Origin of the sequence: Methylobacterium sp. WSM2598 (genome assembly GCF_000379105.1) — a bacterium.
Lineage (GTDB): Bacteria > Pseudomonadota > Alphaproteobacteria > Rhizobiales > Beijerinckiaceae > Methylobacterium.
Genome location: NZ_KB900609.1, coordinates 5,502,169 through 5,527,329, shown reverse-complemented (window position 1 = coordinate 5,527,329; position 25,161 = coordinate 5,502,169). Strand labels below are relative to the sequence as shown.

16 protein-coding genes and 1 tRNA gene are annotated in these 25,161 nt (G+C 74.7%); 10 read left to right on the top strand and 7 right to left on the bottom strand.

What is annotated here, in order from left to right; genetic code table 11:
- Positions 1 to 530 precede the first annotated feature (530 nt).
- From MET2598_RS0126025 to ccoG, 5 genes are all read left to right on the top strand, one after another.
- A complete protein-coding gene (locus tag MET2598_RS0126025; protein ID WP_012330296.1) occupies positions 531 to 821 on the top strand; it encodes a hypothetical protein in 291 nt (96 codons plus the stop codon).
- Between the two features lie 157 nt (positions 822 to 978).
- Positions 979 to 2,826, top strand: coding sequence for a tetratricopeptide repeat protein (locus tag MET2598_RS0126020; RefSeq protein WP_018262858.1), 1,848 nt, complete (start codon positions 979 to 981; stop codon positions 2,824 to 2,826).
- 69 nt (positions 2,827 to 2,895) lie between these two features.
- Positions 2,896 to 3,237, top strand: a complete 342-nt coding sequence (locus MET2598_RS0126015; protein ID WP_012330298.1) for a hypothetical protein — start codon at positions 2,896 to 2,898, stop codon at positions 3,235 to 3,237.
- Between the two features lie 421 nt (positions 3,238 to 3,658).
- Positions 3,659 to 4,513, top strand: coding sequence for an HD domain-containing protein (locus MET2598_RS0126010; protein ID WP_012330299.1), 855 nt, complete (start codon positions 3,659 to 3,661; stop codon positions 4,511 to 4,513).
- A 128-nt stretch (positions 4,514 to 4,641) separates the two neighbouring features.
- The gene (gene ccoG, locus MET2598_RS0126005; protein WP_018262856.1) at positions 4,642 to 6,072 is read left to right on the top strand and encodes a cytochrome c oxidase accessory protein CcoG; all 1,431 of its coding nucleotides are present in this window, start codon (positions 4,642 to 4,644) and stop codon (positions 6,070 to 6,072) included.
- On the opposite strand, the gene MET2598_RS0126000 is transcribed toward ccoG, so the two are convergent.
- From MET2598_RS0126000 to MET2598_RS0125985, 4 genes are all read right to left on the bottom strand, one after another.
- Positions 6,056 to 6,508 (bottom strand): DUF6691 family protein, encoded by a 453-nt coding sequence (locus MET2598_RS0126000; protein WP_012330301.1) that lies wholly within the window; start codon positions 6,506 to 6,508, stop codon positions 6,056 to 6,058. The two genes, ccoG and MET2598_RS0126000, sit on opposite strands and share 17 nt — an antisense overlap.
- Entirely contained in the window at positions 6,505 to 6,930 is a 426-nt protein-coding gene (locus tag MET2598_RS0125995) for a YeeE/YedE family protein (RefSeq protein ID WP_012330302.1), read from the bottom strand. The genes MET2598_RS0126000 and MET2598_RS0125995 overlap by 4 nt, the downstream gene beginning before the upstream one ends.
- A 263-nt stretch (positions 6,931 to 7,193) precedes the next feature.
- Positions 7,194 to 7,409: a hypothetical protein gene (locus tag MET2598_RS0125990; RefSeq protein ID WP_012330303.1), complete on the bottom strand. Its 216-nt coding sequence runs from the start codon at positions 7,407 to 7,409 to the stop codon at positions 7,194 to 7,196.
- 250 nt (positions 7,410 to 7,659) lie between these two features.
- Positions 7,660 to 7,734, bottom strand: a tRNA-Val gene (locus tag MET2598_RS0125985).
- A gap of 177 nt (positions 7,735 to 7,911) precedes the next feature.
- Between MET2598_RS0125985 and MET2598_RS0125980 the strand changes: the two genes are divergently transcribed.
- The 4 genes from MET2598_RS0125980 to MET2598_RS0125965 all read left to right on the top strand — a co-directional run bounded on the left by MET2598_RS0125980 (position 7,912) and on the right by MET2598_RS0125965 (position 19,941).
- The gene (locus MET2598_RS0125980; protein WP_018262855.1) at positions 7,912 to 10,194 is read left to right on the top strand and encodes a glycosyltransferase family 2 protein; all 2,283 of its coding nucleotides are present in this window, start codon (positions 7,912 to 7,914) and stop codon (positions 10,192 to 10,194) included.
- Positions 10,195 to 10,303: 109 nt separating this feature from the next.
- Positions 10,304 to 10,540 (top strand): Lrp/AsnC ligand binding domain-containing protein, encoded by a 237-nt coding sequence (locus tag MET2598_RS0125975; protein ID WP_012330305.1) that lies wholly within the window; start codon positions 10,304 to 10,306, stop codon positions 10,538 to 10,540.
- A gap of 495 nt (positions 10,541 to 11,035) precedes the next feature.
- On the top strand, positions 11,036 to 18,466 hold the full coding sequence (locus MET2598_RS0125970; RefSeq protein WP_018262854.1) for a type I polyketide synthase: 7,431 nt from the start codon (positions 11,036 to 11,038) through the stop codon (positions 18,464 to 18,466).
- Between the two features lie 107 nt (positions 18,467 to 18,573).
- Positions 18,574 to 19,941 (top strand): aminotransferase class I/II-fold pyridoxal phosphate-dependent enzyme, encoded by a 1,368-nt coding sequence (locus MET2598_RS0125965; RefSeq protein ID WP_012330307.1) that lies wholly within the window; start codon positions 18,574 to 18,576, stop codon positions 19,939 to 19,941.
- A gap of 69 nt (positions 19,942 to 20,010) precedes the next feature.
- On the opposite strand, the gene MET2598_RS0125960 is transcribed toward MET2598_RS0125965, so the two are convergent.
- Together MET2598_RS0125960 and MET2598_RS0125955 are read right to left on the bottom strand one after the other, a co-directional pair.
- Positions 20,011 to 20,856 (bottom strand): formyltransferase family protein, encoded by an 846-nt coding sequence (locus MET2598_RS0125960; protein WP_012330308.1) that lies wholly within the window; start codon positions 20,854 to 20,856, stop codon positions 20,011 to 20,013.
- Between the two features lie 32 nt (positions 20,857 to 20,888).
- Entirely contained in the window at positions 20,889 to 21,662 is a 774-nt protein-coding gene (locus tag MET2598_RS0125955) for an SDR family NAD(P)-dependent oxidoreductase (RefSeq protein ID WP_012330309.1), read from the bottom strand.
- Between the two features lie 186 nt (positions 21,663 to 21,848).
- Between MET2598_RS0125955 and MET2598_RS0125950 the strand changes: the two genes are divergently transcribed.
- A complete protein-coding gene (locus tag MET2598_RS0125950) occupies positions 21,849 to 23,834 on the top strand; it encodes a capsular polysaccharide biosynthesis protein (protein WP_018262853.1) in 1,986 nt (661 codons plus the stop codon).
- A gap of 219 nt (positions 23,835 to 24,053) precedes the next feature.
- Here MET2598_RS0125950 and MET2598_RS0125945 read toward each other — a convergent pair whose 3' ends face one another.
- The gene (locus tag MET2598_RS0125945) at positions 24,054 to 25,121 is read right to left on the bottom strand and encodes a phytanoyl-CoA dioxygenase family protein (RefSeq protein WP_026190947.1); all 1,068 of its coding nucleotides are present in this window, start codon (positions 25,119 to 25,121) and stop codon (positions 24,054 to 24,056) included.
- Positions 25,122 to 25,161 lie beyond the last annotated feature (40 nt).

The window sequence follows — 25,161 nt, the reverse complement described above, 5'->3', positions numbered from 1 at the left end:
CTGCCCGACCCGGCCGCCATTCCACCGCCTCGCCCGCTCTCCGCGGTCGGTTCCGTTCCTTCATCTCGGTTCTGCGCTATCCCGACCGCACCGCGCTCTTCCTGGAGAGCATCCGACGCCGGATGCCCCAACGGAAGGCGCTATAACATGGCCCGCGCGCGGGTTTCCAGAGCGGCCCATCAACGAAACGCGACGCGAATTCCGCTGCGCCGGGATGTCTTCGTCCTCGCGTTCGACGAAGCAGTGCGATGCCGGCGGGCGCAGCCGGCCCGGTCCCGGCGCGGGACCCGATTGCACCGTGATCGGATCCTGCTCTAGAGGAACCTGACCCGCGCTCCAGTCGTGCGCGGGCCGCTTTCGGCGGCGTCGCGCCGTGCCTATGGTGATCGTCCGTCACCCAGGCATCACGGTCCGTCATGCCCCGCCGGGTGGTCCGCGGTGGGGCGAAGAGCGCGCGGCTTTCCCCTGAGGCATGGTTCGATAGATGTTGCCTGACCCTGAGGCATTTCGGTCCCCGGCCGGAGACGACAGTGACCTTCTCTCACCGCCTCGCGCGCGCCGCCTGCCGGCTCGGCCTCGCCGCAGCCCCGAGCCTGACCGCGGGCCCCGCGCTGGCCCAGACCGCCTCGCAGATCACCCCGCCCTCCTTCCGGCCGCCCCTGCAACGCCAGGGCGGCGTCCTCGTCATCCCGGACGGAGCGGGCTGGAGGCGCCCGCAGGCGCGGAGCGGCTCACCCTCCCTGCGCGCCCGGCCCGGGTCGCGGCCGCCCTCGCCGGGCCCGCGCCGGCCGTCGCCGCCCGCCTCGCCGGCCGCCCCGTGACGGCCGCCGGGCTCTTCGCGGCCGCGGGCTTCGCGCCGGCGCGGATCGGCCTCCCGGCCCGGGCGCGCGCCGACCGCACCGGCGAGGGCGCGCGGTGCCGGCGGCCGGGCGGCGCGCGCCGGTTCGGAGCCGGCGGGGCGGCGGGAGGGGGTTCGCCTTGACCGGCGCGGCGGAATTGCGGGAGGCCCTGCGCGAGCAGCGGGCCGGCCAGGTCGAGGCGGCCCTGGCGCGCTGCGAGCGGCTCCTGGCGCGCGAGCCGCGCAACGTCGCGGCGGCGCGCCTGGCGGCCTGCCTCTGCTTCGGCCTCGGCCGGTTCGAGGCGGCCCTGGCGCGGTACGACCGCGCCCTCGCCCTGGATCCGGACCACGCCGAGACCCTGCGCGACCGCGGCGTCACCCTGCAGGCCCTGTCGCGGCCCGAGGACTCCCTCGCCTCCCTGGAGCGCGCGCTGGCGCGCGACCCCGCCTCCGCGGCGACGTGGTTCGACCGCGCCAACGCGCTCGTGAGCCTCGGCCGGCCCGAGGAGGCCCTGGCGAGTCTCGACCGCGCCCTGGCGCTGAGGCCTGCCGACCCGGACGCGCTCGGCAACCGCGGCAACGTCCTGCACGAGCTCGGGCACCTGGACGAGGCGCTGGCGAGCTACGCGCAGAGCCTCGTCCTGCGGCCGCACGCGCCGGAGGTTCTGACCAACCGGGCGATCACGCTGCTGACGCTCGGCCGCTTCGCGGAAGGGTTCCAGGCCTACGAGTGGCGGCGGCGCCAGCGCGGCTGGGTGGAGCCGCGCCCGCCCGGCCCCGAATGGCAGGGCGACCTGATCGCCGGCCAGCGGCTCCTCCTCTACGCCGAGCAGGGCCTGGGCGACACGATCCAGTTCGTGCGCTTCGCCCGGATCGCGGCCGCGCGGGGGATGGAGGTGGTGCTCAGCGTCCAGGAACCCCTGCGCGCCCTGCTGAGCGGCCTGCCCTTCCTGCGGGTGCTCGCGCCGGACGAGCCGCTGCCGGTCCTGCACGCCCACGCGCCGCTGATGAGCCTGCCGCGCCTGCTGCGGCTCGATGCGGCGGACCTCGCCGCCGGCCCCTACCTCGCGGCGCAGCCGGAGCGGGTCGCGGCCTGGAGGGCGCGGCTGCCGCCCGGATTCCGGGTCGGGGTGGCGTGGCAGGGGCAGCCCGGCCGGGCGATCGACCGCGGCCGCTCGCTGCCCCTCGCGTGCCTCGCGCCCCTGGCGCGGGTGCCGGGCGTGCGGCTCGTCAGCCTGCAGAAGGTGCACGGGCTCGACCAGCTCGACCGCCTGCCCGAGGGGATGGCCGTGACGGTGCTGCCGGACCTCGACGCGGGCCCGGACGCCTTCCTGGACACGGCGGCGGTGATGATGTCGCTCGACCTCGTGGTGACGAGCGACACGGCCGTCGCCCACGTGGCGGGCGCGCTCGGCCGGCCGGTCTTCGTGGCGCTCAAGCCGGTGCCGGACTGGCGCTGGGGCCTCGCTGGGGAGCGGACGGCCTGGTACCCGACGATGCGGCTGTTCCGGCAGGAGCGTCGGGGCGACTGGGAGGCGATGGCGGCCGCGATGGCGCGGGAGGTCGCCGGCCTCGCGGGGGGCGCCGGGGCGCCGGACGGCGCGCCCGGGACCGTGCGGGTGCCGGTGTCGCTCGGCGAACTCGTCGACAAGATCACGATCCTGGAGCTCAAGGCCGAGCGGATCGCCGATCCCGCCAAGCGCGCGAACGTCGTCCGGGAGCTCGCGCTCCTCGACGCGGCGCTGGCGGCGAGCGGGCTCCTGTCGGAGGAGGTGGCGGCGCTCCAGACCACCCTGCGCGGGATCAACGCCGAGCTCTGGGATGCCGAGGGCCGGATCCGCGCCTGCGCCCAGGACGCCGCCGCCCGGGACGAGCTGGTCGCCCTCGCCCTGCGGATCAGCACCACGAACGAGCGCCGCTCGGCCGTGAAGCGGGAGATCAACCTGCGCGGCGGCTCCGTCCTGATCGAGGAGAAGCAGTACCGCTGAGCAGGCTGCGCCGCGGCCGGCGGGGCGGGGCTAACCGAATCGCAACCGCGGCCGGGGCACCTCGCCGGGATGGCAGCCGTGCGCGTCGTGATCCATGAACTGCGTGACGATCTCCGCCACGGCCACCCGCGCCGCTGGCCCGGCCTCGCCATCAAGGTGACCCACCGGGAGGGCCTGCGGGCGTATCTCGGCGGCTGCACCTGGCCGGACGGCGACGATGCCGAGACGTTCCTGGACTGGTGCGCGAGCCAGCTGCCGGACGCCTGGATCCAGATCCGCACGCCCGACCTGTCGTCGCCCGGCGGGGCGATCAGCATCACCATGGCGGTGGGCATGCGGGGCGCGAAGCCCGACCCGCACGGCCAGATGCGGACGCGGCAGCGGTGGCCCTTCCCGCTCGCCGATTGGTAGGCGGGCCCCTCCGGCCCCGTCCGATGCGGCGAGGGCCGGGGCGCGCTGCCGGTTCCGGGATACGAGATCAGACGGATTGCGTCGCCATGCGGATGTGGGCTTCGCTCAAGCGCCGCGCGGGCTCGTCATCCCGCATCCGCTTGATCCCTTCGGGATGGCGGATGTGGGCTTCGCTCAAGCGCCGCGCGGGCTTGCCATGCGCTGTCCGGACGTGATCGTCCGGCCAGCGGATGACACAACCGTGACGCAGCCCGGCGCGTTAGCGGGAAGGCGGCCGGCCCCTCGCCGCCGGAGGCGCAGGAGCGAGGTGCGTGATGACCAGGGATCCCGAGGCCCGCGCGGAGGTGGCCCGCTCCGCCCCGGAGAGCCCATCCCCGGCCCGCCCGGCCGGGCCCCGACGGCCTGCCCCGCGGCGACGGCCATGATCACCACCGCCCACCTGGCCGCCGAGGCGCTCGGCGACCACCTCGCGGCCGCCCTGCGGGGCACCTTCGGGGCGACGCAGGCGCCCCTGGCCGAGATGGTCGGCTCGGTCGCGCGCCTCGCGCTGGAATGCCTGGCGAATTCCGACGCGCTCTACCACGACCTGGAGCACACGCTGCTCGTCACCCAGGTCGGGCTCGACATCCTGCGCGGCCGGACCCTGCTGGAGCCGGTCACCGCCGGCGACTGGGCGCACCTGCTGGTGGCCTGCCTGATGCACGACATCGGCTACGTGCGCGGCATCCTGCCGGGCGACTCGGCCCGCGAGGGCTACGTCGTCGACGCCGCCGGCGGACGCGTGGTGCTGCCGCGCGGCGCCTCCGACGCGGCGCTGACCGCCCACCACGTCGAGCGCTCGAAGCTGTTCGTGAGCGCCCGCCTCGGCCAGTCGGACCTGCTCGACGCGGCCAGGATCGCGCGGTCGATCGAGCATACCCGCTTCCCGGCCGAGGAGACCTGCCCGGGCCGCGACCCGGCGGACGAGGCCTGCCTGGTGCGCGCCGCCGACCTGATCGGCCAGATGGGCGACCCGCTCTACCTGCGCAAGGCGAACGCGCTGTTCCACGAATTCGAGGAGGCCGGCACCAACGCCGCCCTGGGCTACACCTCGCCGGCCGACCTGGTGGAGCGCTACCCGGACTTCTTCTGGCGCAGCGTGTCCTCCCACCTGGACGGGGCGCTGAAATACCTCGACGTGACGGTGAGCGGGCGCCAGTGGATCGCCGGCCTGCAGGCCAACGTGTTCCGGGCGGAGCGCCCGGGCGGCTTCGGCCCGCCCCGGGCCGCGCCGTGAGGTGAGCGCCGGGCCGTCCGCGCCCCCGGCCGGCATGGCCCGTCCCGGCGCTGCGCCAGATCAAAGACCCGGGAGCGGCTCCGGTGCAGCCTGGACGCGGCCCGCCTCCGCGATCCGGCGACACGACCATGACCGGCACCTCCCTCCCCGCCCCGCTCTACGCCCCGCGCAAGAAGATCTACCCGGCCGCGGTCCACGGCCGCTTCCGGCGCATCAAGTGGGGCCTCCTCGTCGTCACGCTCGGGATCTACTACCTGCTGCCCTTCCTGCGCTGGGACCGCGGCCCGAACGCGCCCGACCAGGCGGTCCTGCTCGATCTCCCGGCGCGGCGCTTCTACTTCTTCTTCATCGAGATCTGGCCGCAGGAATTCTACTACGTGACCGGCCTGCTGGTGCTCGCCGCGATGGTGCTGTTCCTGATGAACGCGGTGGCCGGCCGGATCTGGTGCGGCTATCTCTGCCCGCAGACGGTCTGGACCGACCTGTTCCTGGCCGTCGAGCGCCGCATCGAGGGCGACCGGCGCGCCCAGATGCGGGCGGCGGCCGGCGGCTGGAGCGCGGAGCGTCTCGCCCGCGCAATCCTGAAGCACGGGGCGTGGCTCGCCATCGCGTGGTGGACCGGCGGCGCCTGGGTCCTCTACTTCGCGGACGCGCCGACCCTGGTGCACCAGCTCGCCACCTTCCAGGCGCCGTTCGCGGCCTGGCTCTGGATCGGCATCCTCACCTTCACGACCTACCTGCTCGCCGGCCACGCCCGCGAGCAGGTCTGCACCTACATGTGCCCCTGGCCGCGCATCCAGGCGAGCCTGATCGACAAGGAAGCGCTCAACATCACCTACCGGTACGACCGGGGCGAACCGCGCCTGTCGCTCAAGAAGGCCGAGCAGGCCCGCGCGGCGGGCGCGCCGGCGGGCGACTGCGTCGATTGCGGCCAATGCGTCGCCGTCTGCCCGACCGGGGTCGACATCCGGAACGGGCTGCAGCTCTCCTGCATCCAGTGCGGCCTGTGCATCGACGCCTGCGACGCGGTGATGACCCGGATCGGCCGGCCCCCAGGCCTGATCGCCTACGACAGCGACCTCGCCGTGAGGCGCCGCCAGCAGGGCCTGCCGACCCGGATCCGCCCGGTCCGGCCGCGCACGATCCTGTACGCGGCGATGATCGCGGTGGTGGGGAGCGCGATGCTCGCCCGGCTCCTGACCCGCCCGGATCTCGGCCTGCACGTCGCCCACGAGCGCAACCCGCTCTCGGTGACGCTGTCGGACGGCGCCGTGCGCAACGCCTACGCGGTCCGGTTCATCAACAAGCAGCACCGATCGCGCCGGCTCGACCTCTCCCTGGAGGGGATCCCCGGCGCCCGCCTCGCCCTCGCGGGGGACCCGGCCGGCGAGGCGCTCGCGCGCGAGATCGGGCCCGACCGCACCGAGGAGGTCCGCGTCCTCGTCACCGTGCCGCCGCCCGGCCCGGCGGCGGCGTCGACGCCGCTGACCTTCGTGCTGCGCGACCCCGCGAGCGGGGCCGAGGCCCGGTTGGCCGACCAGTTCAGCACCCGGCGCTGAGCGCGGGGCGGCGCGGGCGCTCCGCGGTGAGGCGGTGGAGCAGCATGCCGGCGAGCATCGCCGCGACGAAGACGGCCACGGAGGGCAGGCCGAGGGCGAGGCCCGCCAGCGCCGGACCGGGGCAGAACCCGGCCAGGCCCCAGCCCACTCCGAACAGGACGGCGCCGCCGAGCAGGCGCGCGTCGACGCGGCGATTCGCCGGCACCTCGAAGCGCGGGGCGAGGAGGGGCGCCGCCATCCGCGCCTTGAGGGCGTAGCCGAGCGCCGAGACGCCGACCGCGCCGGCCAGCACGAAGGCGAGGCTCGGATCCCAGGCGCCCGCCAGGTCGAGGAAGCCCAGCACCTTCCGGGGATTCATCATGCCCGAGAGGGCGAGCCCGACGCCGAACAGGAGGCCGCTCGCGAGGGCCGCGAGGAGGCGGGGCGCGGCCCTCATCGCGCGACCCCGTGCCGGACCAGGAACACCGTGACGATGGCGGCGGCCATGAAGGCCGCGACCGCGGCGAGGGAGCGCGGCGACAGGCGCGCGAGGCCGCAGACCCCGTGCCCGCTGGTGCAGCCCGACCCGAGACGCGTGCCGAAGCCGACGAGGAGGCCCGCCGCGATCAGCACCGGCCAGGAGACCTCGACCTCGACGGGCGGCCAGTGGCCGGCGGCGAGGCGGAACAGCACCGGGCCGAGCAGGAGGCCGGCCAGGAAGACCGCCCGCCACGCCGTCTCGCGGCCCGGCGGCCCGAGCAGGCCGCCGGCGATGCCGCTGATGCCGGCGATGCGTCCGTTGGCGAGGAGGAGCAGGGCCGCGGAGGCGCCGATCAGGGCGCCGCCCGCGAGCGGGGCCAGGAAGGGGGTGAGGGCCATCGCCGGGGATCTCCGATCTGTCCGACCAGCGCCGCCCGGCCGTGGCCCGGGCCCGCCGAATCGCGGCGCGGCGGGACCGCTCCGCGCGCCTGATGTCGGCCGGCGCGGCGCGGTGCGCAAGCCCGGCGGCCGGCCCGGGTCCTCGGCGCGCGAGGGCCCGCCCGTCGACCGGGCGGGCCCCGCCGGTTCCGGGATCGTCGTCCGGCCAGGGCCGGGGATCATGCTCCAGACCGATCGGTGGCGGCGCGCGGGCCGGCGCGCGCTCAGGCGTCCGCGGCCGCCCAAATCTCATGCAATCCGCTGAAGCCCTGAAACCAGTAGATCCCGCGATCGGGATCGAAACCGTGGCGTGGATACGAGGTGGCCAACCGCGCGACGAGATGTTCGGCTTGCGCACGGTCCATGATCGAATGGGCCAGAACGAATTCGTTCGCGGGCCCGCGGGTCCTCAACTCTCTGACCCGAATCGTGTAGGCCAACGTTCTCCTCCATCGTCATTGCACAACCGCTGGGGGCTGAATTGACAATCGGAAGTAGTTCGGATTGGTTCACGCGGGTTGGCCCGACGGTTAACCGACGCGCGACGAAATCCCGACAATGAGCGGAAATTCGCGATGGCCGGCGGCAAGGATCACGGGCTCAATGACCCTGGAACCGCCACGCAGAAAAGGCCGCCCTCGCGGTGCGGCCCTTGCGATGTCATGGGGTCTGATGGGTCATGGGGTCTGATGGTGGGCGCGACAGGGATCGAACCTGTGACCCCTACGATGTCAACGTAGTGCTCTCCCGCTGAGCTACGCGCCCCGCAGGGCCGCTCATGCGGGAAGCGGCCCCGGTGTGAGGGGCCGTATAGGGGTGTCGGACGGGGTTGGCAAGCCGGTTTTGCGCGCGGCGCCCCTTTCCGGGCGAGGGAGTGGTGGGCTAGGAGGCCGGCCGACAGCGGCCGCCGGGGGCCGGGACGGGCAGCGGAGAGCGACGGCGATGAGCGAGCGCGCAGGCCAAGTCCGCGGCGGCCACGTCCGCGCGGGCCAAGACCGCGGCGGCCAAGACCACGCGGACCCGATCCGCGCGGGCGCCGCCCGCGGGGCCGTCGAGGCGGCGATCCTCCCCCTGCGGGGCGAGCGGACCACCCGCGCCTTCGCGCCCGACCCGCACGAGGCCGCCTCCCTGGTCCTCGACCTGAGAGGCAGCGGGCTGGGCGGGCGCTGGGTCGAGATCAGCTTCCGCGACGAGGGCCGCGGCTCCTTCAGCCGGGTCGAGCTCGCCGCCGTGGCCGAGCGCCTGAGCCAGCACGAGACCACGAGCCTCGCGGAGCGCGCCTACGGCAACGGCCGCTTCACCTGGACCGGGCGCCTGCCCGCCGGCCTCGTCGCGCTCAAGGTCACGCCCATGCTCGGCGAGACCGAGGTCACCCTCGGCGACATGACGCTGCGGGAGCGCAGCCGCCTCGCCCTCCTCGGCCGCGGCCTCCTGCGCCGGCCCGACCTCGCCGGCCAGGCCGTGTTCTGGCGGCTCCTCGGCAAGCGCGTCCGGGCGCGCAACCGCCTGCTGCGGGCGATCACGCCCCCGGGCCTGACCGGCTACGACACCTGGGTGCGCTGCTTCGACACCCTCTCGGAGGCGGACCGGGCGCGCATCCGCGCCGAGGCCGGCGCCATGACGGACCCGCCGCTGATCTCGGTGGTGATGCCGGTCTACAACCCGGCTCCGAAGGTGCTGGAGGAGGCCCTGCGCTCCGTCCGGGCGCAGCTCTACCCGCATTGGGAACTCTGCATCGCCGACGACGCCTCGACGGACCCGGCCGTGCCGCGCCTGCTCGACCGGGCCGCCGCCGCGGACGCGCGGGTGCGGGTCGTCCGCCGCCCGGAGAACGGCCACATCGCGCGGGCCACCAACACGGCCCTCGCGCTGGCGGCCGGCCCCTACGTGGCCTTCATGGACCACGACGACGTCCTGCCCGAGCACGCCCTGTTCGAGGTCGCCAGGGCGATCGCCAAGGACCCGTCCCTCGACCTGATCTACACGGACGAGGACAAGGTCGACGCCAAGGGGCGGCGCTTCGAGCCGCATTTCAAGAGCGACTGGAACCCCGAACTCCTCTACGCGCAGAACTACATCAACCACCTCACGGTGGTGCGCACCAGCCTGGTGCGGGAGGTGGGCGGCCTGCGGCCCGGCTTCGAGGGCAGCCAGGACCACGACCTGCTGCTGCGCCTCGCCGACCGGCTCTCCCCCGACCGCATCCGCCACCTGCCGCAGGTGCTCTACCACTGGCGCGCGGCGATCGGCTCGGGCACCTTCTCGGACACGGCGCTCGCCCGGGCCGAGGCCGCCCGCCTCCAGGCCCTGCGCGACCTGATCGCGCGCCGCGGCTGGCCGCACCGGGCCGAGCGCGGTCCGCTCGGCTTCAACCGCCTCGTGCGCGCCGTGCCGGACCCGGCCCCGCGCGTGTCCGTGGTGATCCCGACCCGCGACCGGGCCGAGCTGCTCGCGGTGGCGCTGCGCGGCCTGCTCAAGGGGACCGCCTATCCGGACATCGAGGTGATCATCCTCGACAACGACAGCCGCGAGCCCGCCACCCGGGCGCTGTTCGCCGAGGTCGCGGCCGACCCGCGGGTGCGCGTGCTGCCGAGCCCCGGCGCCTTCAACTTCTCGGCGCTGTCGAACGAGGGCGCCGCCGCCGCGACCGGCCCGCTCCTGCTCTTCCTCAACAACGACATCGAGGTGAGGGAGCCCGGCTGGCTCGCCGAGATGGTCTCGATCGCCGTCGAGCCCGGCATCGGCGCGGTCGGGGCCAAGCTCTCCTACCCGGACGGCACGCTCCAGCACGGCGGCGTCGTGCTGGGCGCGGGGGGCGTCGCCGGCCACAGCCACCTCGGCATCGGGCCCGAGGATCCCGGCTATTTCGGCCGCATGGCGATGGCCCAGGAGGTCTCCGCCGTCACCGGGGCCTGCCTGATGATGCGCGCGAGCGTCTTCCGGGAGGTCGGCGGCTTCGACGCGGAGCGCCTCGCGGTGGCCTTCAACGACGTCGACCTCTGCCTGCGCATCCGGCAGGCCGGCTACGCCATCATCTGGACGCCCCATGCCGGCCTGATCCATCACGAATCGAAGAGCCGGGGCCTGGAGGACACGCCGCAGAAGCGCGCCCGCTTCGAGGCGGAGGTCGCCACGATGCTCGAGCGCTGGGGGGCCCAGCTGCGCAACGACCCGTACTACAACCCGAATTTCGCCCGCGCGAAGGCCCAGTTCCGGCTCTGGTGACGGGCCTGCGCGGCTTGCCGATGCTGCGCCGCAGCGCTAGAGGGAAGCCGGCCCGGTATGCAGCCCCGCCGCGGGGCCGGGCATCCCGGCGGCCAGGGGGGCGAGGCCGATGCAGACCTTCTTCGTCGAGATCAAGTGCCAGCTCGGGCGCACCTACACGGTGGCGAGCGCGCTCGCCGACCGGGAGATCGCCTCAGAGATCTACTCCACCGCCGGGCATTACGACGTTCTCGCCAAGTTCCACGTCGAGGATGGGGTCGATATCGGGCACTTCGTCGCCGAGAACGTGCAGACGATCCCGAACATCCAGGACACCCGGACCATCATCACCTTCAAGGCCTTCTGAGCATCGTCGGCCGGGACGGCCACCGATCCGGCGGACGCGGCGGGGAGAGCGGGCCGGGCGGAACCGCGCGACGCCCCGCCGAGGTCCCCTCCGAAGGTCCCCTCGCGCGGGAACGGGCGCGGGAACGGGCCTGCGGGTTGGCGGCCGTGCTCAATCCGGGGAAGCGGACGGCGGCTCTGCCGCAATACGACCCGAATTTCCGGCTTACTAGCGGCCTGCGCCAGCACAGTCGCGAGGCACGATGAACTTAACAATGACGGGCGCTGTTCGATGCTGGCAACCGCACGATGTGCCGCGGATCAGGGCAAGCTGCCGAAATTCGCGACGCAGTATCACTGATGAAGTTGTGCAACACCGCCCCGGCATCGGCAGGGGCTGAGGGATGACGGCGGCCTGCGGGGGGTTGGCCTCGGCTCAGGTCGCATACTATGGCTAAGGAAGGTCCGCGTCGGCACACCCGCCGGCTTCCCCTTTGAGCGAGCGTGCGTACCGAACGTGAGACATCGTCCTGACATCGCGATCATCGGTCGGGCCTGCCGACTCCCGGGTGCCACGGGCATCGACGGCCTCTGGCAGCTCCTCGCCGAGGGGCGCTGCGCGGTCTCCCGGATCCCGGAGGACCGCTGGTCCCTGGAGCGCCTGGGGCATCCGCGCGTCCAGGAGCGCGGCAAGAGCTACACCTGGGCGGCGGGCGTGCTCGACGACATCTGGTCGTTCGACCCCACCGTGTTCGGGATCTCGCCCCGCGAGGCGGAGCAGATGGATCCCCAGCAGCGGATGCTGCTCGAACTGACCTGGGAGGCGCTGGAGGATGCGGGCCTGCGGCCCTCCGCCGTCGCCGGGACCGGGATCGGCGTCTTCGTGGGCGCCTCCTCGCTCGATTACGGCAATCTGCGGGTGCTCGACTGCGCCTCCGGCGACGCCTACGCGGCGACCGGCAACACGCTGTCGATCCTCTCGAACCGCATCTCCTACATCTTCGACCTGAAGGGGCCGAGCTTCACCCTCGACACGGCCTGCTCGTCCTCGCTGGTGGCCCTCGACGCGGCCGTCGCGGCGATCGCCTCGGGCCGCATCGACACGGCCGTGGTGGCGGGCGTGAACGTGCTGGCGAGCCCGTTCAACTTCATCTCCTTCTCGAACGCCTCGATGCTGTCGCGCACGGGCCTGTGCCAGGCCTTCTCGGCCAGGGCGGACGGCTACGTGCGCGCGGAGGGCGGCGTCGTCCTGGTGCTGCAATCGGCGGCGGCGGCGGCGCGGACCGGCGCCACGGTGCGCGCGGTGATCGCGGCCTCCAAGGTCAATTCGGACGGGCGCACGACCGGCATCTCGCTGCCCTCGGGCTACGCGCAGGGCGTGCTGCTGGAGGAGATCTACCGCGAGGCCGGCATCGACCTCGACGCGGTCGCCTTCGTGGAGGCGCACGGGACCGGCACGCCGGTCGGCGACCCGATCGAGGCCGGCGCCATCGGGTCGAAGATCGGCCGCGGCCGCACCGCCCCGCTGCCGATCGGCTCGATCAAGACCAATATCGGCCATACCGAGCCGGTCTCCGGCCTCGCCGGCCTGCTGAAGGCGAGCCTCGCCCTCGAGCACGACCTGCTGCCGCCCTCGCTGCACTGCGAGGAGCTCAACCCCGCCATCCGCTTCGACGAGCTGAACCTCGCCGTGAACACGGCGCCGCGGCCGCTCGCGCGGGGGCGCGGCGAGCGCTTCGCGGGCGTGAACTCGTTCGGCTTCGGCGGCACCAACGCGCACGTGATCCTCACCGACGCCAAGGGCGCCGCCCCGGCGGGCGCGGGCGAGGCCGCGCCGGCGCCGGAGGTGCTGCTCCTGTCGGCGCAGAGCCGCGCCGCCCTCAACGAACTCGCCGAGGCCTACGCGGAGCGCCTCGACGGCGCCGCCCCGGCCGAGATCGGCCGCATCGCCGCGGCGGCCGCCCACCGCCGGGAGCGCCTGCCCACCCGGCTCGCCGTGCCGCTCGCGGATGCCAGCGCCGTCGCCGAGAGCCTGCGGGCCGTCGCGGCCTCCGAGGAGCCGCCCGCCGGCGCCCTCGGCACCGCCTCCGAGCGCTCGGGCCCGGTCGCCTTCGTGTATTCCGGCAACGGCAGCCAATGGGCCGGGATGGGCCGCGACGCCTATGCGGCGAATGCGAGCTTCCGGAGCCGCTTCGAGGCGGTCGACGCGCTGTTCCGGCCGCTCGCCGGCTGGTCGCTGACCGAGGCCCTGTTCGCGGACGACCTGGAGGCGCGCCTCGTCCTCACCAGCGTCTCCCAGCCGCTGATCTTCGCGATCCAGAGCGCCGCGACGGCGGCCCTGCGGGCGGTCGGGCTCACCCCCGGGGTGATCATCGGCCACTCGGTCGGCGAGATCGGCGCCGCGGAGGCCGCCGGCATCCTGAGCCTGCCCCAGGCCGTGCGGGTGATCTTCAACCGCTCGAAGCACCAGGAGACCACGCGCGGCCTCGGCACGATGGCGGTGCTGCTGGCCCCGGTCGAGGAGGTGGAGACCTTCCTGGCCGATTTCCCCGACCTCGACATCGCGGCCCTGAACAGCCCGAAGGCGGTCACGGTGGCGGGCCCGGTCGAGTCGATCGACGCCGCCATGAAGGCGATGGCGCGCAAGCGCCGCCGCGGCCGCAAGCTCGATCTCGACTACGCGTTCCACGGCCGGCTGATGGACCCGATCGAGGGGCCGCTGCTGCGCGACCTCAAGGGGCTCGCGCCCTCGGCCGGGACCGTGCCGATGGCCTCGACCGTGACCGGCGACCTGCTGGCGGGCGAGCGGTTCGACGCCGGCTACTGGTGGCGCAACATCCGCGAGCCGGTGCGCTTCAGCGAGGCCGTGCAGGCCGCCGCCCGCGCGGGCGCCCGCGTCTTCGTCGAGGTCGGCCCGCGGCCGACCCTGCTGCCCCATATCGGCGACTGCCTGGAGCCGCTCGGCATCGACGGCGCCACCGTGGGCGTGCTGCACAAGAAGCCGTCCGACCGCGACCCGTTCCTGCAGGCGCTGGCGAGCGCCGTGGTGCAGGGCGCCGCCGTGGACGAGGCGGTGGCCTTCGGGCGCAACCCCGAGGGGCCGGTCGCCCTGCCCTCCTATCCCTGGCAGCGCCGCCCGTTCCGGCTCGCCGAGACCACCGAGGTGCTGAGCCCGGCGAGCCCGCGGCCCTACCACCCGCTGATCGGATCCCGGCTCTTCGCGGGCGGGCTGGAGTGGCAGGCCCATCTCGACCTCGCCACCAATCCCGACCTCGACGACCACCGCATCGACGGCCAGGCGATCCTGCCCGGGGCGGCCTTCGTGGAGATGGCGCTGGCGGTGGCCCGCGAGCATCTCGGCAGCGAGGCCGTGACGCTGGCCGACGTCGAGATCCAGCAGCCGATGATCTTCGCCGAGGAGGCCCTGCGCGAGGTCCAGGCGCGCTTCGCGCCCGGCGTCAACCAGGTGCAGATCCTGTCGCGGCCCCGCCTCGCGCAGGCCGCCTGGCAGCTCCACGCGGTCGCCAAGATCGTGGAGGGCGAGCGCCCGGTCCCGGCCCGCGTCGAGGTGGCGCTGCCCGACGACCAGGTCGTGTCCGGCGAGGAGCTCTACGAGCGGGCGCGCCGCTCCGGCCTCGGCTTCGGCCCGAGCTTCCGGCAGGTCGCCCGCAGCGCCCGGCTCGACGAGGCCACCATCGTCTCGGAACTGGTGCCGGCAGAGGCCAATCCGCGCTTCGGCCTGGTGCCCGCCCGCCTCGATTCCTGCTTCCACGGCCTGATCCTGCTCTTCGCCGACCTGCTCGGCGAGAATGCCGGCAAGGCCTACGTGCCGGTGCGCTTCGGCGAGGTGCGCCTGCTGCGGCCCGGCGGCGTGATCGCCCGGGCGATGATCCGGACCCTGCGCTGCAACGAGCGCAGTATCCTGGCCGACTTCACCCTGGTGGACGCGGAGGGCGCGGTGATCGCGACCCTGCGCGAGGGCCGCTTCCAGGCCCTGCGCGCCAAGGGCGGCGGCGACCTCGACGCCTACGCGATCCGGCAAGCGACCGAACTCGCCACCGAGCCGACCGCGATCGCGCTGGAGCCGCAGCCCTCGGTCGCCGCGACCGCGCGCCGGCAGGCGCCGGGCGTGCTGGCGCAGGACGAGGCGGCGCTCTCGCCCGGGCACATGCTGCTGGAAGGCTGGGCGACCGCCCTCGCCTACCGGCTCGCCCGCGGCCTGTCGCGCGGCAGCATCGTCGACCTCGCGTCCCTCGGCCGCCTGCCGGAGGCGCTGCGCCCCTGGTTCGTCAACCAGCTCATCGCCCTCGACGGCAGCGGGCTCGCCGAGGGACTCGGCGACCACCGCTGGAAGCTGCGCACGGACGTGACGCTGCCCGATCCCGACGAGATCATGCGCTGGATCGCGGCGGACCATCCCGACCTCTCGGCGGAGCTGCTGCTCTGCGCCGATCTCGGCGCAGTGGTCGCCCGGATCCTCGACGGGAGCCTGAGCCAGGCCCCCGTCCTGCCCCAGGCCGCCCTCGACGGGTTCAGCCTGCGCGGCGCGACGGTGCGCGCCTCGGCCGAGACGCTGATGCGGCTGCTGGAGCGCAGCCAGTCGGCCCTGCCCCGCGACCGGGCGCTGCGGCTCCTGCAGATCGGCTACGGCCCGCTCTCCGCGCAGGTGGCGGCCTTCGCGGCCGCCTGCGAGGCGAAGCTCACCGTCTTCGAGGCGGATCGCCGCCTCGCCGAGCGGGCGCGCCTCGCGCTCCCGGCCGGGATCACGGTGATCGAGGACCCGGCGGAGCTGCCCCAGGCCGCCATCGACGCGGTGCTGGCGAGCGACGTGCTCCATCGCAGCGACCGCGAGCTGCTCGGCCGGCTCGCGGCCAGCCTCGCCACGGGCGGGCTGTTCGCGGCGGTCGAGCCCGCCGCCTCGCTGTTCCGCGACCTCGTCTTCGGCCTCGCGCCGACCTGGTTCGAGGGCGAGCCCGACCTGCCGGTCGGGCGCCTCGACGACGTCGCGGGCTGGCAGCGGGCGCTCTCGGCGGCCGGCCTCGTGAAGGTCTCGGCCGACCGCGCCGCCACCGAGGCGGGCAACGACCTCCTGCTCCTGGCCGAGGCGCCGCCGCGGCCGAAGCCGGCGCCGGGCCAGACCTTCGCCTTCATCATCGGGTCGGAGGACGATTTCGCGGCCGAGACCGCCTCCTCGCTGGCGACGCTGCTCGTGGCGAGCGGCGTGCACGTCTCGATCATCCTCGATTCCGAGGTGTCGCTGCAGGAACTGGCGCGGGAGACGCCCGACACCGTGATGTACCTCGCCAAGGCCTTCGGCCGCGGCGGGGAGCCGGCGGCGCGCCTGCGCGAGCGGGTGCTCGGGCTCAAGCGCTGCGTCGAGCATCTCGGCACGCGGCCGACCCGGCTCTGGGTGGTCTGCCCCGGCGCGACCCGGGACCGCGGCGGGCCGGCCTGCAGCGTCGAGGCCGGCGTCTGGGCCTTCACGCGCACGCTGGCGAACGAGGTGGCGAGCCTCGACATCCGGCGGGTCGACCTCGCGGCGACGCTGACCTCGAAGCGCACGGCCGAGCGGCTGCGCGACCTCATCCTGTCGGGCACGGCCGAGACCGAGATCGTCCTCGACGAGGACCGCACCCGGGTCGTGCGCTTCGCGGCGGGCGGCACCGGCCGGCGCTCGGTGCGCGAGGCCGGGGCGGCGCCGGCCGCGCGGCTGGAGCGCAGCGCCCATGGCGGCCTCAACGAGATGCGCTGGGGTCCGGCCGAGCGCGTCGCCCCCGGCCCGGGCCAGGTGGAGATCGCGGTCGAGGCGACGGGCCTCAACTTCCGGGACGTGCTCTGGGCGCTCTCGATGCTGCCCGAGGAGATCCTGGAGGACGGCTTCGCCGGCCCGCGGCTCGGTCTCGAATGCTCGGGCCGCGTCACGGCGGTCGGCCCCGGCGTCACCGCGGTGGCGCCCGGCGACGCGGTCGTGGCCTTCGCCCAGTCGGGCTTCGCCACCCACGTGGTGGTGCCCGAGATGGTGGTGGCGCCGGCGCCCAAGGGCATCGGCCTGCAGGCCGCCGCGACGACGCCGGTCGCCTTCCTCACCGCCTATTACGGCCTCGTCACCCTGGCCCGGATCAAGGCCGGCGAGTGGGTGCTGGTCCATGGCGGGGCGGGCGGCGTCGGCCTCGCGGCCCTGCAGATCGCGGCCTCGCGGGGCGCGCGGGTGATCGCCACGGCGGGCTCGACGGAGAAGCGCGCCCTCGTGAAGGCGCTGGGCGCCGAGCACGTGCTCGATTCCCGCTCCCTCGCCTTCGTGGACGAGATCCGCCGGATCACCGGCGACGGCGTCGACGTGGTGCTCAACAGCCTCTCGGGCGAGGCGATGGAGCGCAGCCTCAACGTCCTCAAGCCGTTCGGGCGCTTCGTCGAGCTCGGCAAGCGGGACTACGTGGCCAACACCCATATCGGGCTGCGGCCGTTCCGGCGGAACCTGTCCTATTTCGGGGTCGACCTCGACCAGCTGCTGCAATTCCAGCCGGAGGAGGGCCAGCGCCTGTTCCGCGAGGTGATGGCGCTGTTCGCGGACGGGGTTCTGAAGCCGCTGCCGTTCCAGCCCTTCGCGGCCGAGGAGGTGTCGGACGCGTTCCGGCTGATGCAGCAATCGGGTCACGTGGGCAAGATCGTGATCGCGCCGCCCCGGGCCGGCACGGTCGCGGCGGAGACGCGCCGCCCCTTCGTGGTGGCGCCCGACCGCAGCCACCTCGTCACCGGCGGCCTCGGCGGCTTCGGCATCGAGGCGGCGCGCTGGCTCGCCGATCACGGGGCCAGGCACATCGTGCTCGTCGGCCGCCGGGCCCCGTCGAGCGAGGAGGCCCTCGCCACGATCGCGGAGCTCACCGGCCGCGGCGTGAGCGTGCGCACCCTGGCCTGCGACATCGCGGATCGCGCGGCGGTCGCGACGCTCCTCGACGCGGTCGAGGCGGAGGGCCCGCCCCTCGCCGGCATCATCCACGGCGCCATGGTGCTGCAGGACGGTCTGGTCGCGAACCTCGATCCGGCCGCCCTCGACGCGGTCCTGGCCCCGAAGGTGACCGGCGCGAGCCACCTCGACGCGCTCACCCGCACCCGCAGCCTCGACTACTTCGTGCTGTTCTCCTCGGCCACGACCTTCATCGGCAACCCGGGCCAGGGCGCCTACGTGGCGGCGAACGGCTTCATGGAGGGGCTGGCCCGGCAGCGGCGCCGCCTCGGCCTGCCGGCCCTGGCGGTGGCCTGGGGGGCGATCGGGGATGTCGGCGTGCTCGCCCGCAACCGCGCCGTGATGGAGACCCTGTCCGAGCGCGTCGGCGTGACGCCGGTCGCCGCGCGCAAGTCCCTCGATCTGATGGCCGAGGCGCTGAGCCTGCAGGGCCCGGCCCCGGACGACGCGGTGCTGGCCATCGCGGCGATGCACTGGGGCAAGGCCCGCGAGCGCCTCGCGACGCTGAAATCGCCGAGCTACGCGGCCCTGGGCTCGGAGCAGCAGACGGAGGCCGGCGGGGTCACGGCGATCAGCATCCCGGGCCTCCTGCGCAGCCTCGACCTCGACGAGGTGCGCAAGGTCGTGGCGGACGCGATCGTCGAGGACGTGGCCCGCATCCTGCGCCTGCCGAAGGACGACCTCAGCCGCGTGCGGCAGCTCTCGGAGATCGGCCTCGACTCGCTGATGGGCGTCGAGCTCGGCGCCAGCCTGCAGGAGCGCTTCGGCCTGGAGGCGCCGCCGGCGGGCGTGTCGAGCAGCCAGACCGTGCTCGAACTCGCCGACACGCTGATCCAGTCGGTGGCGGCGCCGGTCGACGAGGGCGCGGCGGCGGTGCTGAGCCTCGCCCAGCGCCACGCGGGCGAGAGCCTGGATGCCAGCCAGCTCGACCCGCTCCAGGCCCTCGTCGAGGAGAAGAGCCGCGAGATCAAGGTGATCCTCTGAGATGCGCCCGCCGCGGCTCGCGGAGCCGCGGCGGGCCTCAGAAAATCCCCTTTTGCGTGTCTTCCTGCCTCTCCCGTAGCGGAACATCGGACGGATACGCGCTGCCCATGAGCAGTTCCACCAAACCCACAGGCGGTCGCGAGGCGCTCGCCGGCTTCGTGGCGGCCCGCCTCGGCAAGGCCCCCACCCGCCCGGGCCCGACCCGGCCCGCGCCGAAGCCTGCCCTGGTCCCGGCGCAGGATTTCGAGAGCCTGCCCGGCTACAAGGAGCTGAAGCTGCAGCGCTCCGCGGCGGAGCTGATCGGCCTCGGCAACCCGTTCTTCCGCGTTCACGACGCCAAGGCGGGCGCGACGACGCGCATCGACGGCGAGACGCTGATCAACTTCTCGTCCTATGATTACCTCGGCCTCAACGGCCATGCGGAGGTGAACGCGGCGGCGCAGGCCGCGCTGTCCACCTACGGCACCTCGGCCTCGGCGAGCCGGGTCGTCGCCGGCGAGCGGCCGGGGCACCTCGCCCTGGAGCGGGCGCTGGCGGCCCATTACGGCACCGAATCCTGCGTCGTCATGGTGAGCGGGCACGCCACCAACGTGGCGACCATCGCGGCCCTGATGGAGGCGGGCGACGTGATCTATCACGACGCCCTGATCCACAATTCCGTGGTGACCGGCGCGCAGCTCTCGGGCGCGCAGCGGCGCAGCTTCCCGCACAACGACCTCGCCGCGCTCGAAGGGCTGCTTCACGCCACCCGCCACGAGCACCGCCGCGCCCTCATCATCATCGAGGGCCTCTACAGCATGGACGGCGACGCGCCGGACCTCGCCGGCTTCGTCGCCCTGAAGGAGCGCTACGGCGCCTGGCTGATGGTGGACGAGGCGCACGGGCTCGGCGTGCTCGGGCGGCACGGCCACGGGCTGCACGAGCATTGCGACGTCGACCCGCGCTCCGTCGACATCTGGATGGGCACGCTGTCGAAGACGCTCTCGTCCTGCGGCGGCTACGTGGCGGGCTGCGCCGCCCTCGTCGAGTTCCTGAAATGCACGGCGGGCGGCTTCGTCTACTCGGTGGGGATGTCGCCGCCGCTCGCCGCGGCGGCGGCCGCCTCGCTGGACCTGATGCACCGCGAGCCGGAGCGGGTCGAGCGCCTGCGCCGCAACGGCCAGCTCTTCCTCAGCGAGGCGCGCCAGCGCGGCCTCGACACCGGGACCAGCCTCGGCCTCGCCGTCGTGCCGGTGATCATCGGCGACTCGCTCAAGGCCGTGACCCTGTCCGACCGCCTGTTCAAGCGCGGCGTCAACGTGCAGCCGATCATCCACCCGGCCGTGCCCGAGCGCTCGTCGCGCCTGCGCTTCTTCCTGACCTCGGAGCACACGGTGGAGCAGATCCGCCTCACCGTCGCGGCGCTCGCCGAGGAGACGGCGGAGCTGAACCGGGGCGGCTCGCTGGTCGAGCGGCTGATCGCGCGGCGCAGCTGAGGCGGGAACGGGCAGCTCCCGCCGCGGGCAGCCCCCGCCGGAGGGGGCCGCCGCCCGGCGCTCACCCGCTCAGCGCAGCGACAGGCTGAACGCCTCGGCAAGGTCGCGCGCGTCCACGAGGCGGCGGCCGCGGCGCTTCAGGTCGCGCAGCTGCGCGGGGCTCGGGAAGCCGCAATAGGGCAGCACCGGCACGGCGCGGCCCGGCGGCACCCGGCCGTCCCGCCGCACGGCGTCGAGGATCCCGGCGAGGAGCGGGCGGCCCGCCTCGTGCAGGCGCATCGCCGCCCGGGTGGCGGTGACGTCGGCGGGCAGGTCCGCCCGCTCCTGCGCCAGGATCGTGCCGGCATCGATCTGCGGGCTCAGGCGATGCACCGTGACCCCAAAATCCGGCGTCTCGTCGAGGAGCGCGTGCAGGGTCGGTACCGGCCCGCGATGGCGCGGCAGCAGCGAGGGATGCAGGTTGATCCCGCCGAGCGGCGCCGCCGCCAGGGTCGCGGCGTCGAAGATCTGGTCGAAATGGTAGGAGACGATGAGGTCGGCCCGGTGCTCGGCGATGAGCGCCGTCGTCTCGGGCGCGTTCACGGCGTCGATGCGGGCATGCGCCAGGCCGAGCCGGCGGCAGAGCGCGGCGAGCGGCGTCGTCTCGGGCTGGTCCAGGCTGCCGCCGAGCCGCTGCGTCACCGGCGCGAGGCCGCGCACGAGGTCGGGCAGGCCGAAATTCACCCCCAGATAGGGCAGGAAGCCGGGGCCCGAGCGCACGAGGTGGCGGCGCACTTGGCCGAGGAGCCCGCCGGCGCTCGGCCGCTCCGGGTTCGAGAGGCCCACGAAGGCGATCTCCGCCGCGTGGTCGGCCACGAAGCGGCGCACCGCGCGGGCGTTGGGCAGGGCTTCGAGGGTGAAGAGGGCGATGCGCAAGGGAGGCTCCGGCGTCGCGATGCGTGGGGGGATCAGCGCTGCTGCCGCTCCCCCGTCCGGAAGCGGAAGCCGCGCATGCCGAGGCGGCGCAGGGATTCCGGCAGGAGGGCGGCGCCGCGGGCCGCCGCCGCGAGGGCGGCCGGGAAGGCGATCACCGCCTCGTCCCGGGCGAGGCCCCTGGCGATCCGCCGCGCCGCCGCCTCGGCGCTCATCTCCAGGGGACGCCAGCCCTGGTAATCGGCCCCCATGGCGGTGCGCACGTAGCCCGGGCAGACCACGTTCATCCGCACGCCTCGCGGCGCGAGCTTCTCGCGGAGGGCGAGGCCGTGGGCGAGGAGCGCCGCCTTGGTGCCGCTATAGGCGGGCGCGTCGGGCAGGGGCGCGATGGCGGCGAGCGAGGAGATCAGGGCGACTTGGCCGCGTCCCCGCGCCGCCATCCGCGCCACGCAGGGCAGCGCCACGTTGAGCGCCCCGAGCAGGTTCACGTCGATGACCAGGAAGGCCGTCTCCTCGGTCTCGATCCCGCCCTCCGGGTGGCCGCCATTCACGCCCGCATTGGCGATGGCGAGGTCGAGGCCGCGGCGGGCGGCGAGGTCCTCGATCCAGGCGCGCGTGGCGGCGCGGTCGCGCACGTCGAGGGCGCGGGTCTCGACCTCCGCCCCGGCGCGCCGGCAGGATTCCGCCACCGCTTCCAGCCGCTCGGCCCCGCGGGCGTTGAGCGCGAGGGTCGTGCCCGGGGCCGCGTAGTGGCGCGCGAGGGCGGCGCCGATCCCGCTCGACGCGCCGCTGATCAGGATGACGGGCATGATCCGGCTCCACGGTCGGGCCGGGGCGGGGCCGCCCGGCGGTCCCGGCTATAGCGGCGACGCGGCCGCGCCGGAAGCCGGCGCACCCGCGCCCCGGCCCGACACCGCCGCGCTTGACGGGGCCCGGCCGATATGGAACGGCGCGGGACCCGCGGCGCGGGCAGACCCGCCCGAGACGAGCACCGGATGGATCACAGCAAGCTCAAGCGGTTCTGGCCCCGCACCGCGTCCGACAGCGAGCCGGAGACGCCGCGCCGGTCGCGCCGGCTGGGCAGCGATCCGACCTCCCGCCGCGTGCGCCTCACCGACCGCTGGGACGACGGCTTCCTGCGCCTGCCCGCGGCGGGGCGCGGCGCGCGCGGCCTCAGCTACATCGTGGACGGGCTCGGCATCTACTACGACGCCACGGCGCCGAGTGAACTCGAGATCATGCTGGAGGAGGGCGGCTGGGAGACGCCCGAGACCCTGGCGCGGGCCGAGGCCGGCAGCGCCCGCCTGCGCGAGGAGCGGCTGAGCCTCGACAACGACCCGCGCCGCCGGCTGCTCGGCGAGGTGCTCGGCGAGGCGCCCGGCCCGCGCGCGGCCCCGCGCGTCGCCATCGTCGACCAGGGGCGCCAGGACGCCACGATCGGCTTCGGGCTCGCCGGGGCGACCTGCTTCACCGCGATGCTGGCCGCCGCGGCCGCCGAGCACCCGCAGGCCGAGCGGGTCGTGGTGATGGACCCGGCCGCCCCGCCCGGCACGGTCGGCCACATCGACGCCGCCACGGCCGCGCGCTTCGGCGCCCGGCTGGTGACCGAGCCGGTCGCCGCCTGGTCGGTGGTGGAGGAATGCGCCCGCCTGTTCGTGGTGACCAGCCATATCGGCCTCGAAGCCGCCCTGGCGGGGCGCCGGGTGACCTGCTTCGGCCTGCCCTTCTACGCCGGCTGGGGCTTCACGGACGACCGGCTGCACCTGCCGCGGCGCTCCCGCCGCCGCAGCCCGCAGGAGGTCTTCGCCGCGGCCTACATCGTCTGCTCCCGCTACTTCGACCCCTATCTGGGCGAGGCCTGCCGGCTGGAGGACGCCCTCGACTACCTGGCCCTGATCGTCGGCCGCGCCCGGGAGAACACGGCGCGCACGCTCTGCCTCGGCTTCTCGGCCTGGAAGCGGCGCTCGGTGAGCGAGACCTTCTCGTCCCCGGGCCAGCGTCCGGTGATCCCGCAGAAGGTCGCGCGCGTGACCGCCTCCGACCTGCGGGGCTTCGCGCGCGTCGTCGCCTGGGCGAGCCGGATGCCGGAGGGGACGGAGGAGGCCTGCCGCGCCGCAGGCATCCCGCTGCTGCGGATGGAGGACGGGTTCCTGCGCTCGGTCGGGCTCGGGGTCGCCCTGCGGCCGGGGGCCTCGCACGTCCTCGACCGCGCGGGGGTCTACTACGACGCCACGCGCCCGAGCGACCTGGAGCGGCTGCTGGAGACGGCCGAGTTCGACGAAGCGATGCTGGAGCGCGCGGCCGACCTGCGCGAGACTATCGTCGCCGCACGGGTCAGCAAGTACAATGTCGGCGGCGCGCCGATGCCGCCGCGGCCGCGGCCCGGCCCCCTGGTGCTGGTGGCCGGCCAAGTGGAGAACGACGCCTCGATCCGGCTCGGCTGCCTGGAGGTGCGCACCAACGCGGACCTGCTGCGCCGCGCCCGGGAGCGTCATCCGGGGGCGGTGATCGCCTTCAAGCCGCATCCGGACGTGGAGGCGGGCCTGCGCCCCGGCTGGGTGCCGGCGCAGGACCTGGCGGCCCATGCCGACATGGTGCTGCGGGACGTCTCGGCGGCGGACGCGATCGACGCGGCCGACCACGTCGAGACGCTGACCTCCCTGATCGGCTTCGAGGCGCTGCTGCGGGGCAAGCCGGTGACGACGCACGGCCTGCCCTTCTACGCCGGCTGGGGCCTGACGGAGAGCCCGCCCTGCCCGCGGCGCACGCGGCGGCTCAGCCTGGACGAACTCGTGGCGGGGGCGCTGATCGCCTATCCGCGCTACGTCGATCCGCGCACCGGCCTGCCCTGCCCGCCCGAGGTGCTGGTGCGCCGCCTCGCGGAGGGCGATCCCTCCCTGTCGCGGCGGGAACTCACGGCCGAGGCGGTGATGAAGCAGGTCTGGTCCCTGATCTGGCGCCACGTGCTGCGGCGGGGCTGAGCCCCGCCGGCGCGGGGCTGAGCCCCGCCGGCGCGGGGCTGAGCCCCGCCGGCGCGGGGCTGAGCCCCGCCGGCGCGGGGCTGAGCCCCGCCGGCACGGGGCTGAGCCCCGCCGGCACGGGGCTGAGCCCCGCCGGCACGGGGCTGAGCCCCGCCGGCACGGGGCTGAGCCCCGCCGGCGCGCCCCGGGTGCGCCGCGTCCCGGCGCCGTCGGTCGGCCCTAGACCTGCGCGGGCGCGTCGACGGTCACCGGCCCGACCGGCCGCCAGGGGGCGCCGCGGCCGGTGAGGCGCCGCTTCAGGTCCTGGAACCCGAGATAGAGCGCGAGTTCGCGGCCGCGCAGCCCCGGCAGCGCCTTCGGGTCGAGGCCGGTCCAGGGCAGGAACGGGTTGCGGCGGATGTAGGTGTGGACGGTCACCCGCGTGCTCGCCCGGAGGCTCGGGGCGCGGGCGTGGAAGCCGAACGTGTCAGCGATCACCAGGGTGTTGGCCGGCACCGCGACCCGCACCGGCGCGCCGTAGCCGAGGCCGGGCAGGTCCTCCTCGCGGATCCGGAAGGAGCCGGCCGCGTGGTGGCTGTTGGCATGCCCCCGCGCCGCGACGCTCTGCGCGCGCTCCCAGGCCAGGCGCTCCGGCGTCAGCCGGTGCGAGCCGGGCACGTAGACGAAGGGCCCCTCCTCCTCCGCCACGTCGTGCAGGAAGAACCAGCCCTTGGTGGTGGCGTGGAAGGTGTCGGCGTGCAGCGCCGTCTGCGGATCGTTCGGGCCGTCGGGCTCGGCCACGACGGTCTGCAGGTAGTAGACCGGCTCCCCGGCCCGCGAGGCCGCGTAGTAGGTCAGGCCGCGCAGCGCGGGGTGGCTGACCAGCGCCGAGAGCTGCGGCAGGCCGGGGAGCGTGTCGCGGCCGAGCGGGACCATGCGCTGCACGGCCTGGCCCTGGCGCAGTTCCCGGGCCGCGAAGCGCCGCCCGAAGATCTCGTCCTTGAGGGCCCGGAAGGTCTCCGGGTCCAGGAAGTCGCGCTTGATGACGATGCCGTCCCGGTCGAAGGCGGCGCGGTCGGCCGGGTCGACCAGCGGCGCCATCCGGGCGCGGCGCTGCTCGGCCATGCGGGCGGCGAGTTGCACCCGCGCCGCGTGCAGGCCCAGGCGGTTGAGCGTCGGGCTGCCGAGGATCGGGTTCTTCGCGAAGGACTTGTCGGCGCCGGCGATTCCGGCGAGCCAGACGGGCACGCGGGCGGCGGATGCCAGGGTTCCGGCCGCGCGGGCGGCTGTGCGGGTAAGTGCGGCCATGGGCTTCGTTCGGCTCCTTGCCTCCCGTCCGCCGCGCGGC